This is a genomic window from Idiomarina sp. PL1-037 (assembly GCF_034422975.1).
GTDB lineage: Bacteria > Pseudomonadota > Gammaproteobacteria > Enterobacterales > Alteromonadaceae > Idiomarina.
Genome location: NZ_CP139873.1, coordinates 2,480,074 through 2,492,935 on the forward strand (window position 1 = coordinate 2,480,074; position 12,862 = coordinate 2,492,935).

Here is a 12,862-nt window from a genome sequence, read left to right on the forward strand (position 1 = left end):
ATTACAAACATATAACAATTTAGCTTATATGCTGAACGACCTGCAAGCTTTGAATAGTCTAATTAATCGATTAAAAGTGAACTTCGACTCCAACAAATGGACCTTTAAAGGTCACATCTGAATAAATATTATCGACATCATCCAGCTCTATCACTGAGTGGCGATAACCTGCATTAAGGCTCACATCGACAGCTAAATTATCAACTAAACGATATTCGATACCAATTTGCGCATCCTGAACTTTACTGTCTTTCACGCTAAGTGCACTGGCATCAGCAAAGAAGGTCCAGTCGGTAGCGGGTATTCCCACTCGCGCTGCTGCATAGGCTGTAGGTACAACAACAGAAAATTCCTGGCGTCCAATAGTATCGCTACTGAGTACCCACAAACTGCCGTCGAAATCCATAGCATTGACGCCAATATCAAATGAGACTAAATCATTATCGAAAATTTCGTAGTAAAAAATGTAATCTCTATGACTAAAATCATTTTTCCCAGAGGTGCCGGTAACTTCTAAACTATTTTCCCGGACTTTAATATTTGGGATAAATGGAACCGGATGTTCCAGTGCAATGTAGTAACTGCTTTGGTTTTCATTCTCGAAATTTGGCTCTATTAAGTTAGAACCCAAAGCATACTCGCCTTCAGTATCGGCATTCCAGAATTGTCCGCCGGCATAAACACCAAAAACGGTATCAGCCAAAGCGCTGGCAGGAGCAACCGCTAACGCTACGGCTAACACTAATGTTTTTTTATACATAACTCTTCCTATTAGATGTCGGATTCTTTATTTCTTCACTAGAAATTGAATGGTTTGTTTGGCGCCTGACTCAAAATGTAAGGTCAGAGAAAAGTTCTCTTCAGCTTCAAGCGGAGATTTTAAGCCAAATAACATAAAGTGATATCCTCCTGGCTGAAACTTAATTGTTTCCCCAGGAGCAATAGACAGGGCTTTAACCTTTTCCATTTTCATTACATCGCCAGACATTGTGTGTCGATGTACTTCGGCTACTTTACTGACGTCCGAGCTAATGCGGGTAATTTCGACCGGGGCATCTTTCAGGTTTTCGAGTGTGGCGTAAGCCGCGCCATTTTCGGTTCCCGGGATAGTCGCACGAGCCCATGCGTCATCAACTTTTAATGTCTCGGCGGAGACTATAAGCGGTAACAAACTTAATACAGCAACTAGTGTTTTAAACATTGCCTAAGCCTTATTAGATTTAACTTAGGCTGTATATTACACGTGATTAGCCTGTTCTAGAAACCTTTGGTTTGCGAAATATAAAGTAAAGAACCAGGACGCAGAGAATCAGCGGCCAGAAAAAGCCGATTCCACTTAATATTAGGGCAATAAATGCTGCCCCAGCGCCTAAAAGCACGCTACCGAATATCGTGACTACCACGAAAAATACTAAACCAACAAAAAATAAGCTGATCAACAAAGTAACCGAGAACTCAATCACCGAGCCGAAAACCATTCCAAAAACTGAAAAGATCTCTTCAGCGAAAAACGCTAAACCAATAACAGATAAAACTAATAACCAGCCAAAGCTACGATTCGACATGACAATAACTCCAATAGTGAGCAATTTTAACTATACTTACTTTTCTAATCCCGAATACAACTACTGTGCCAACTATTTATATTATATTTTTCAATAAGTTAGAAAATAACATTCCATCCTAAAATAAAAAAACCGCCAATTATTGGCGGTTTTTACTAATATCACTTCTGGAAAATGATTAAAATTTATATTCAACTTCCGAATAGAAGTAGCCACCGTTGAACCCGATAGGAGAGTTAGTATTTGGATACTTGAATATCGTATCAAATGCACTTTGTACTGGTTGTTCTTCCGGGTATTCGCTAAAGATGTTTTGGCCACCAATAACAAGACTCAACTGATCAGAGAATGCGTATCTAACCGAAATATCCGTTATCCAATTCGGACCATACGACTCGTTAGCTTCTTCTGCGGTTTCGCCAGAATCGTAATCTCCAATAATATAAGTTCCAAAATAATTGAACCGTACATCGGTTCTCCAATTACCTAAGGAATGAGTAAAGCCAATAGATCCGCTGTGATCAGGCGTAGAATCCGTCATACGTATTTTTTCATCATAATCAAACAATACCGACTCAATACCGTCAAATAATGGAGGCAGATTGATGGACTCTATTTCAGTATTGTTGAAGCCATACGCTAATTGTGCTTTTAACTCACCAAAATTATTTAAGTTAAATGTTTTGCTGGCAACAATATCCAAACCTTCCGTTTTTGTGTCAACAGCATTAATAAAGAATTTGGCATTTTCGGCTGAAACAGTGCTCAGGGCGTTCGCTACTGCTGGTGAATCACTCGGGAATACTTGGTTCGATAAGATAATACGATCGTCAATATTAATCCGGAAATAGTCTAAAGTAATTGCCAAACCGTCATAACCATTCCAAACGATGCCGGCACTGACACTTTCAGATTCTTCCGGCTCAAGATCAGGGATATTCAAAGCCTCCGTAACCGGACTCAGAGAATTAAACGTTCCAGACTGTTGCAGAACCGTTTCACCATCAACATCTACGGCAAATGTTGATATATTAGTAAAATAAAGTTGCTGCACACTCGGAGCTCTGAAGCCGGTATTTAATGCCCCACGTACGGCGATTCGGTCAGTAATGTCATAACGACCGGAAACTTTCCAGCTGGTATTATTGCCAAAATCCGAATAGTCTTCGTGACGTACGGCAGCTCCCCACGTAAAGTCTGTCGTCAACTGGTTTTCAGTCTCCAGGTAAACTCCGACATTATCACGACTCTGGTTGACTTCCGCATCGGGTTTAAAGCCTGTATAGCCCTGACTTCCGCCCGGACGACCTTCGTAACCTCCGTCCATATAAGACGCTTCGTCACCTGCTTTTATTTCGTAAGTGTTATCTCTGTAACTAACGCCAAATGCTATTGATAAATCAGAGTTATTAACAAACGGAACGAAGCGTTGGGCATCGAATGTGAGACTAGCTTCCTCGTTTTTTAGTGTGCCCGCCTCAAAGGAGGTTGGCGTCAGTTCTGGACCTAGAGATGCGTTTAGAGAGTTCTTAACGTTGTATTGAAATTTACTACGCCCATAGCCACCGCTAAAATCTAGAGTCCACTCTCCGATATACCATTCATAACCAGCGTATGCAGAGTAATCCTTAACGTCAGGAGCTAAAATAGGCAAAAAACCATCTGGATAAATTTCAGTAAGCGTATTATTTTGAATTGCCCTTCTATAAAACGCACCAGATTCTGATTTACGGTCGCTCATACCGCCAAAAGCATACAGACGTCCTTCACCTAAAGTCATATCGAAATTAGCAAATAAAGAGGCATTCTTATATTCAGCTTGGCCAATATGAAAGCTCTGTCTATCAAAAGTTTCTTCTCTCGGATCATCGCTACCGTCTGGAAGTGATGGATATTGTTGACGAGTATCAGGTCCCGCTCTATTGGTACGGTTTTTATGATGAAGCTCGCCAGAAATGGTCAAAGCTCCGTCTTCACCAACGGCAAAACCAGTACTGGCGGATGCACGCCACTGTTCACCATCGCCTTTGTGTGTTTGTCCAAGCTGTAAACTGGCACTACCACCCTGTGCGTTATCTTTTAGAACGATATTAATAACCCCAGCTATGGCATCTGAACCGTATAAAGCGGCGGCACCGTCCCGCAAAACTTCAATACGCTTGATTGCCGCCATAGGTATTGCGTTCAAATCGACATTTGAGCTACCACGACCCGTTGTTCCATTAAGGTGAACCAGAGCAGAACTATGACGTCGCTTGCCATTTATAAGAACCAGCGTATGGTCCGGCGATAAACCTCTTAAAGAGGCAGGTTTAACCGCGTCACTACCATCGGTAATCGACGATGAAGGAAAGTTAAAGCTCGGCACTGCATACTGTAAAGCTTTTGCTGTATCTGTCATGCCTGTAGCTGCTAAGTCGTCAGCGCTGATTATATCTACCGGTGCAGCTCCGTCTGTTGCGGTTCGCATTGATAAGCGGGACCCTACAACCTGAATCACTTCTTCGACATTGTTAGCTTCCGAGTCTTGTTGCGCTGAAGCAACTGGCGTTATGAAAAATGAACTTGCTAAGGCAAGTGTAATTGCATTAAAACGTTTCATACTGCTCTCCCTAATAATTATTACAGGGAATATAGCAGTAAATTGGGAGTTTGGTTCAGTCTGGAAAGCAATTAGGTATAAGCAAAAGTTATAGCAGCCTGATACTCTGGGCTCAGCAGAGCTGGCCGTGGAACAGGCATAAAAAAACCCCAGCCGGTTGTGCTGGGGTTCTCTATTTGTAGTCTGGCGGTGACCTACTCTCGCATGGGGAGACCCCACACTACCATCGGCGCTGGTGTGTTTCACTTCTGAGTTCGGAATGGATTCAGGTGGTGCCACACCGCTATGGCCGCCAGACATAAACTGTCACAACATGTAAAAACTGACTGCTTTTTAAGTAAAAGCCACTCTGTTGAATTCACTATCTCACCTGATGTGAACATCAGGCTACTTATTCGATTCGGTAAAGTCGCTCGCTTGTGCGTAACGTTCCAAACAACTTCGGTGTTGTATGGTTAAGTCTCACGGGCAATTAGTACGGGTTAGCTCAACGCATTACTACGCTTCCACACCCCGCCTATCAACGTTGTAGTCTTCAACAACCCTTCAGAGCACTCTAAGTGCTAGTGACAGCTTATCTCGAGGCTCGCTTCCCGCTTAGATGCTTTCAGCGGTTATCGATTCCGAACGTAGCTACCGGGCAATGCCACTGGCGTGACAACCCGAACACCAGAGGTTCGTCCACTCCGGTCCTCTCGTACTAGGAGCAGCTCCTCTCAACTCTCAAACGCCCACGGCAGATAGGGACCGAACTGTCTCACGACGTTCTAAACCCAGCTCGCGTACCACTTTAAATGGCGAACAGCCATACCCTTGGGACCGACTTCAGCCCCAGGATGTGATGAGCCGACATCGAGGTGCCAAACACCGCCGTCGATATGAACTCTTGGGCGGTATCAGCCTGTTATCCCCGGAGTACCTTTTATCCGTTGAGCGATGGCCCTTCCATTCAGAACCACCGGATCACTATGACCTACTTTCGTATCTGCTCGACGTGTCTGTCTCGCAGTTAAGCTGGCTTTTGCCATTGCACTAACCGTACGATGTCCGACCGTACTTAGCCAACCTTCGTGCTCCTCCGTTACTCTTTGGGAGGAGACCGCCCCAGTCAAACTACCCACCAGGCACTGTCCACAACCCCGATAAGGGGCCAATGTTAGAACATCAAACATACAAGGGTGGTATTTCAAGGATGGCTCCACACCAACTGGCGCCAGTGCTTCAAAGCCTCCCACCTATCCTACACATGTAGGTTCAATGTTCAGTGCCAAGCTGTAGTAAAGGTTCACGGGGTCTTTCCGTCTAGCCGCGGGTACACAGCATCTTCACTGCGATTTCAATTTCACTGAGTCTCGGGTGGAGACAGCGTGGCCATGGTTACACCATTCGTGCAGGTCGGAACTTACCCGACAAGGAATTTCGCTACCTTAGGACCGTTATAGTTACGGCCGCCGTTTACCGGGGCTTCGATCAAGAGCTTCGTCCGAAAACTAACCCCATCAATTAACCTTCCGGCACCGGGCAGGTGTCACACCGTATACGTCCACTTTCGTGTTAGCACAGTGCTGTGTTTTTAATAAACAGTCCCAGCCACCTGGTCACTGCGGCCACCAGCAGCTCTTGACGCGAAGTCAATTACCGCCAGTGGCGTACCTTCTCCCGAAGTTACGGTACTATTTTGCCTAGTTCCTTCACCCGAGTTCTCTCAAGCGCCTTAGTATTCTCTACCTAACCACCTGTGTCGGTTTGGGGTACGGTCAATGTTCATCTGAAGCTTAGAGGCTTTTCCCGGAAGCATGGCATCAATAACTTCGCACCCTTGGGTGCTCGTCTCGTGTCTCGGCCTTAAGGGTCCGGATTTACCTAAACCCTCAGCCTACGCACTTTCACCGGGACTACCAACGCCCGGCTCACCTAGCCTTCTCCGTCCCCCCATCGCAATGAACATCGGTACAGGAATATTGACCTGTTTTCCATCGACTACGCGTTTCCGCCTCGCCTTAGGGGCCGACTTACCCTACCCTGATTAGCATGGGATAGGAAACCTTGGTCTTCTGGCGTGGGAGTTTTTCACTCCCATTATCGTTACTCATGTCAGCATTCGCACTTCTGATATGTCCAGCAGTCCTCTCGAACCACCTTCGCCCACTTACAGAACGCTCCCCTACCCCGCATGATAAATCATGCAGCCGCAGCTTCGGTGTATGGCTTAGCCCCGTTACATCTTCCGCGCAGGCCGACTCGACTAGTGAGCTATTACGCTTTCTTTAAAGGATGGCTGCTTCTAAGCCAACCTCCTAGCTGTCTCTGCCTTCCCACATCGTTTCCCACTGAGCCATAACTTCGGGACCTTAGCTGGCGGTCTGGGTTGTTTCCCTCTTCACGACGGACGTTAGCACCCGCCGTGTGTCTCCCGGATACTACTCATTGGTATTCGGAGTTTGCATGGGGTTGGTAAGTCGGGATGACCCCCTAGCCCAAACAGTGCTCTACCCCCAATGGTATTCGTCCGAGGCTCTACCTAAATAGATTTCGGGGAGAACCAGCTATCTCCGGGCTTGATTAGCCTTTCACTCCTAGCCACAAGTCATCCCCTCATTTTTCAACATAAGTGGGTTCGGTCCTCCAATTGATGTTACTCAATCTTCAACCTGCTCATGGTTAGATCGCCCGGTTTCGGGTCTATACCCTGCAACTCAACGCCCAGTTAAGACTCGGTTTCCCTACGGCTTCCCTATACGGTTAACCTTGCTACAGAATATAAGTCGCTGACCCATTATACAAAAGGTACGCAGTCACGGAACAAGTCCGCTCCTACTGCTTGTACGTACACGGTTTCAGGTTCTGTTTCACTCCCCTCGCCGGGGTTCTTTTCGCCTTTCCCTCACGGTACTGGTTCACTATCGGTCAGTTGGGAGTATTTAGCCTTGGAGGATGGTCCCCCCATATTCAGTCAGGATATCACGTGTCCCGACCTACTCGATTTCACTTATCATGCACCTTCACATACCGGGCTCTCACCGTCTGTGGCTCCGCTTCCCATCGGATTCTGTTAGCACAAGTTAAGCTTAAGGGCTGCTTCCCGTTCGCTCGCCGCTACTGGGGAAATCTCGGTTGATTTCTTTTCCTCCGGGTACTTAGATGTTTCAGTTCTCCGGGTTCGCTTCCTGGCACCTATTGATTCAGTGCCGGATACTCTGTAAACAGAGTGGGTTTCCCCATTCGGAAATCCATGACTCAAATGCCTCTTACTGGCTTATCATGGCTTATCGCAAGTTAGTACGTCCTTCATCGCCTCCAACTGCCTAGGCATCCACCGTGTACGCTTAGTCACTTAACCATACAACCCGAAGGTGTCTGGCATACGTGACCAAGATTGTTTGTTCTCGCTGTACACAAGTTCGATACGCCTCTACCAAATCAGTTTGTTCAAGTAGAGTGGCATTTCTTACTTTTAATATTACAATCAGCTTTTCATGTTGTTAAAGAGCACGTAACGCTTAGTTACCGGTAAACATTCTTGTTTAAGAACACTTAACGCTAACGGTTACGAAGAGAAGAAGTGGTGGAGCCAAGCGGGATCGAACCGCTGACCTCCTGCGTGCAAGGCAGGCGCTCTCCCAGCTGAGCTATGGCCCCTTTGGTGCGTGGCTTTGCGATAACACTCCAGCGCCGCGTTACTGCACCTCATTCGCTCAGTCACGTACCAACGTACGCTCCTTCACTCATATCGGCTTGCGCCTTGCTCTGAAGCGTTCTCGCTGCGCTTAAACATCGCGTAGCTTGAGTCGCTAAACCCAATAAGGGAATTTCAAGCGAGGGCAAGGCGGAAGCCGAGGAAGTGTACATCAGTATGCGTACACCCGAACAACGCAGCCATCGTTCAAATTTGGTGGGTCTGGGCAGACTTGAACTGCCGACCTCACCCTTATCAGGGGTGCGCTCTAACCAGCTGAGCTACAGACCCAGTTTCTTCTCTATCTATATCAAGCCTGCAAACTGTGTGGACACTTACTCACACGGATGTGAGGTATACAAAAAAATGCAGGACGCAACTTTTTGTGTACACAAAAGATAAGCATAGTTGTAAGGAGGTGATCCAGCCGCAGGTTCCCCTACGGCTACCTTGTTACGACTTCACCCCAGTCATGAACCACACCGTGGTGATCGTTCTCCCGAAGGTTAAACTAACCACTTCTGGTGCAGCCCACTCCCATGGTGTGACGGGCGGTGTGTACAAGGCCCGGGAACGTATTCACCGTGGCATTCTGATCCACGATTACTAGCGATTCCGACTTCATGGAGTCGAGTTGCAGACTCCAATCCGGACTACGACGCACTTTATGAGATTCGCTAACCATCGCTGGCTTGCTGCCCTTTGTATGCGCCATTGTAGCACGTGTGTAGCCCATCCCGTAAGGGCCATGATGACTTGACGTCGTCCCCACCTTCCTCCGGTTTATCACCGGCAGTCTCCCCAGAGTTCCCACCATTACGTGCTGGCAACTAAGGATAAGGGTTGCGCTCGTTGCGGGACTTAACCCAACATCTCACAACACGAGCTGACGACAGCCATGCAGCACCTGTCTCAGTGTTCCCGAAGGCACTAATCCATCTCTGGAAAATTCACTGGATGTCAAGGGATGGTAAGGTTCTTCGCGTTGCATCGAATTAAACCACATGCTCCACCGCTTGTGCGGGCCCCCGTCAATTCATTTGAGTTTTAACCTTGCGGCCGTACTCCCCAGGCGGTCAACTTAGTGCGTTAGCTGCGTTACTCACGTCTTAATGACACGAACAACTAGTTGACATCGTTTACGGCGTGGACTACCAGGGTATCTAATCCTGTTTGCTCCCCACGCTTTCGTACCTCAGCGTCAGTCTCTGACCAGGTGGCCGCCTTCGCCACCGGTATTCCTTCCAATATCTACGCATTTCACCGCTACACTGGAAATTCTACCACCCTCTTCAGGACTCTAGCATGCCAGTTCAAAATGCAATTCCCAGGTTGAGCCCGGGGCTTTCACATCTTGCTTAACACGCCGCCTACGTACGCTTTACGCCCAGTAATTCCGATTAACGCTTGCACCCTCCGTATTACCGCGGCTGCTGGCACGGAGTTAGCCGGTGCTTCTTCTGCGACTAACGTCAATGTGCTGCGCTATTAACACAACACCCTTCCTCGTCGCTGAAAGTGCTTTACAACCCGAAGGCCTTCTTCACACACGCGGCATGGCTGCATCAGGGTTTCCCCCATTGTGCAATATTCCCCACTGCTGCCTCCCGTAGGAGTCTGGGCCGTGTCTCAGTCCCAGTGTGGCTGATCATCCTCTCAGAACAGCTAGGGATCGTCGCCTTGGTGAGCCTTTACCCCACCAACTAGCTAATCCCGCTTGGGCTCATCTTTAGGTGTGAGGCCCGAAGGTCCCCCACTTTGGTCCGTAGACATTATGCGGTATTAGCCACAGTTTCCCGTGGTTGTCCCCCGCCTAAAGGCAAATTCCCAAGTATTACTCACCCGTCCGCCGCTCGTCAGCAGAGAAGCAAGCTTCTCTCTGTTACCGCTCGACTTGCATGTGTTAGGCCTGCCGCCAGCGTTCAATCTGAGCCATGATCAAACTCTTCAATTAAAAGTAGTTCAATCAACTCAATGAATTACGCGTTTTTGCTTAGCTTCATTAATGAAACCTTGCTGAACACTCATTCAAAAGTTGCAATACAAATATTTCGTTTTGCTTAACTTCTGCAAGTGCCCACACAGTTTGCTTGGCTTGATATAATTGTTAAAGAGCGTTTCTCAGCAACCTTGGCTGCGAGAGGTGCGTATTCTACACACCGTGTGTTTTCCGTCAATACTTTTTTGAAAAAAGATTTTTTAGAAAACTTAGGTTTTCGGCGGCTTCGTTGCCTGCCTTGAACGTGGAGCGCATTTTAGAGATTTAACTCGTCCCGTCAAGCGCTTTTATCACCTTTCTAACTGTTTTTTTACTGACTGCGTAAAGTTTCAGCAAATGTGATCAGATCCAACATGAATAAAGGGCGTTGGCACATAAAGGCATTGATGCGTAAAATAGAAGCCTGACTAATTACTGGCAAATATGGCGTAACCTTATAATGACTTACAAACGAATCGATACATCTGAATACCCACAACAACTCGCACAGAAGGCAGATCGGGTTAGAGAGATGTTTCGTCCATTTCACATTAATGATGTGGAAGTGTTTGAATCGCCTGCCAGTCACTACCGGATGCGTGCTGAGTTTCGGGTTTGGCACGAAGGTGACGACTTGTACTACATTATGTTTAACCCTGAAACGCGTGAAAAAATCCGCATGGATGAATTCATACCAGGGAGCCTGCTTATTAATGAACTAATGAAAGAGCTTATTAGTTTATTAAAGCCGAATGAGGTTTTACGTAGAAAACTGTTTCAAGTGGATTTCCTGACGACCACCACCGGCGAAGCCATTATCTCTTTACTCTACCATCGTCCTTTAGATGACCAATGGGAACAGGAAGCTATTCAACTTCGCGAGGCGCTGAGCGCTATAGCTAAGGTTGAAGTTATAGGAAGAGCTCGTAAGCAAAAACGCGTGTTATATAAAGAAAGCGTCATGGAAGAAGTTAAGGTTGATGGGAAAAGCTATCTGTCTCTACAAACCGAGAACAGTTTTACTCAGCCAAATGCCACTATTAATCAGCAAATGATCAGTTGGGCTAAACGCCACGCTGGCAAAAAGTCACATGACTTACTTGAGCTCTATTGCGGTAACGGCAATTTTACCTTACCGCTGGCTGAAAACTTTAACCGCGTTTTAGCTACAGAAATTAGCAAAAGTTCTGTTGCGGCGGCTCGCGAAAACGCAGAATTGAACAACATTGAAAATGTCACCGTTGTTCGTATGTCTGCCGAAGAGTTTAGCGCAGCATTAAGTGGTGAACTGGAATCTAAACGAGCGGCTGATGCCGACATTCACAGTTTTGATTGTAAAACCGTATTAGTTGATCCACCCAGAGCAGGCTTAGATGAAGACACACTGAAGCTGGTGTCTCAGTACCAAAGGATAATTTATATTTCCTGTAACCCAGACACTTTGACAGAGAACATTCATGATTTATCCAGTAGTCATAAAGTGACTGCAGCTGCAATGTTTGATCAGTTTCCCTATACAGACCACATTGAAACAGGCGTTGTTATGGAAAGGAAGAGTTAACCTTGAACGGGCTCTTCAGCAACTGGAGCAAAATTAAGCTTACGGTTTAGACGAAGATTCGAGACATGGGCATAAATAATAAGACCAGCACCAAATAAAATAATAACAGGTTCACCCCAGTGACCTAGAATATCGCGTTGGGAGTAAATAAATGCACCTAACAGCAATAATGACAACAGATGCCATTTACCGTGCTTCCGGGCACCGCTAACAAGAGATAGAAGTCCGATAACGACACTCAGGCCTAAAATAGCATTTTCCAGAAAATCTTCGCCGATAAAAGCGAGGCCGGCCATAGCTAACAACGGCAGAATCACAGGCAGCAATAAGCAATGAATCGCACACAGAGTGGTGACCCAAATTCCTGCTTTATCTAAATTTTTAGATGCTGCTGACATACTAGAAACTACCTTCTGCGCGAACCTAAGATGTAATATTATAACATACGAAAAAAATAACCAAGGGAGATCAGAAAAAAATTGTTTTTTCTGGTAATTCTAATTAAGCAGTTTGGATAGAAAAAGGCAGCACTTCGGTTATTGATTTCGCCCCACAGGCAATCATTAGCAGCCGATCGAAGCCTAGTGCTACGCCGGAACACGCGGGAAATCCTGACTCTAACGCCGCCAATAAGCGAGTATCTTCGGGTTGTGTGGGCAAATTAAGCTGTTTGCGTCGTTGGTTATCCTGGTCAAAACGCAGGCGTTGCTCTGCTGGATCCGCCAGTTCATTATAACCATTGGCCAATTCCACTCCCTGATAATAAAATTCGAACCGTCTGGAGACACGCGGATTATGCGGGTCAATTTTGGCCAGAGCAGCTTGCGATTTTGGAAACTCGGTGATGCAAACCGGTATCTCCGCAGGAAACTGCCCTTCTATTAATTCCGAAAAAGCGACTTGAAGAATGGTATTTTCGTCGGCTTCTTTGGACATCCAGTCCATTAAAGCGGGTTGTTCAATAAGCTGCTGCCTGATGCTTTCAACACCGGAGGCCGTCAAAGGGTCTTCGCCCAGATAATCAACAAAACACTGCTGGTAAGTGATGACTTTCGTTTCTGGAGCGTCACACATTTCAGTCAACAGTTCTGAAACTTCTGCAATTAATTGAATGTCGTTGTATCCCACCCGATACCACTCAAGTAAAGTAAATTCAGGGTTATGAAAACGTCCTATTTCGTCGTCGCGAACCACATGGCTCAATTGATAAATATCTTTTCCATAAGCTGCAAGAATTCGCTTCATTGCGTATTCGGGAGAAGTCTGCAAATAGAGTGTTCTATTTCCTGAAGTCAGCGGGTACTTGAATTCCGTGGTGAGATTATTCAGGTGGCAATCTGTTACTCCAAACTGAGACAACAAATGCGTATCGACTTCGGTGACCTTTCTTTCATAAAAAAACTGGCGGACTTGCCGCATGCAATCAGCGCGTTTAACAAGCACTGACCAATCTGCTGCTGGCCGCCAGTCGGTCGTCATA

The 12,862-nt window shown here is 46.4% G+C and carries 7 protein-coding genes, 2 tRNA genes and 3 rRNA genes; 1 reads left to right on the plus strand and 11 read right to left on the minus strand.

The window, feature by feature from the left end; translation table 11 throughout:
* Positions 1-70: 70 nt before the first annotated feature.
* The 9 genes from U0358_RS11655 to U0358_RS11695 all read right to left on the minus strand — a co-directional run bounded on the left by U0358_RS11655 (position 71) and on the right by U0358_RS11695 (position 9,797).
* Entirely contained in the window at positions 71-760 is a 690-nt protein-coding gene (locus U0358_RS11655) for a TIGR04219 family outer membrane beta-barrel protein (RefSeq protein WP_322406380.1), read from the minus strand.
* A 27-nt stretch (positions 761-787) separates the two neighbouring features.
* Positions 788-1,201 carry a copper chaperone PCu(A)C gene (locus U0358_RS11660; RefSeq protein ID WP_322406381.1) on the minus strand — a complete coding sequence of 138 codons (414 nt, stop codon included), beginning with the start codon at positions 1,199-1,201 and terminating at the stop codon, positions 788-790.
* Positions 1,202-1,247: 46 nt separating this feature from the next.
* Positions 1,248-1,565, minus strand: coding sequence for a hypothetical protein (locus U0358_RS11665; protein WP_317497515.1), 318 nt, complete (start codon positions 1,563-1,565; stop codon positions 1,248-1,250).
* Between the two features lie 178 nt (positions 1,566-1,743).
* A complete protein-coding gene (locus tag U0358_RS11670) occupies positions 1,744-4,167 on the minus strand; it encodes a TonB-dependent receptor plug domain-containing protein (RefSeq protein ID WP_322406382.1) in 2,424 nt (807 codons plus the stop codon).
* Between the two features lie 181 nt (positions 4,168-4,348).
* Positions 4,349-4,464: ribosomal RNA gene (rrf, locus tag U0358_RS11675) — 5S ribosomal RNA — on the minus strand.
* Between the two features lie 154 nt (positions 4,465-4,618).
* A 23S ribosomal RNA gene (locus tag U0358_RS11680) occupies positions 4,619-7,507 on the minus strand.
* Positions 7,508-7,730: 223 nt separating this feature from the next.
* Positions 7,731-7,806: transfer RNA gene (locus tag U0358_RS11685), tRNA-Ala, on the minus strand.
* Positions 7,807-8,057: 251 nt separating this feature from the next.
* Positions 8,058-8,134 (minus strand) — tRNA-Ile (locus tag U0358_RS11690).
* Between the two features lie 120 nt (positions 8,135-8,254).
* Positions 8,255-9,797, minus strand: a 16S ribosomal RNA gene (locus tag U0358_RS11695).
* The 16S, 23S and 5S rRNA genes sit together here with 2 tRNA genes alongside, the layout of an rRNA operon.
* Positions 9,798-10,281: 484 nt before the next feature.
* On the opposite strand from U0358_RS11695, the gene trmA reads away from it, so the two are divergent.
* Positions 10,282-11,382 (plus strand): tRNA (uridine(54)-C5)-methyltransferase TrmA, encoded by a 1,101-nt coding sequence (gene trmA, locus U0358_RS11700; RefSeq protein ID WP_322406383.1) that lies wholly within the window; start codon positions 10,282-10,284, stop codon positions 11,380-11,382.
* Here the strand turns inward: trmA and U0358_RS11705 are convergent.
* Both U0358_RS11705 and epmA read right to left on the minus strand, forming a co-directional pair.
* Positions 11,379-11,780, minus strand: coding sequence for a MerC domain-containing protein (locus U0358_RS11705; protein ID WP_317497536.1), 402 nt, complete (start codon positions 11,778-11,780; stop codon positions 11,379-11,381). The genes trmA and U0358_RS11705 overlap by 4 nt on opposite strands.
* A gap of 103 nt (positions 11,781-11,883) precedes the next feature.
* Complete coding sequence (epmA, locus tag U0358_RS11710; RefSeq protein WP_317497537.1) at positions 11,884-12,861, minus strand: EF-P lysine aminoacylase EpmA; 978 nt, start codon at positions 12,859-12,861, stop codon at positions 11,884-11,886.
* Position 12,862: the final 1 nt, after the last annotated feature.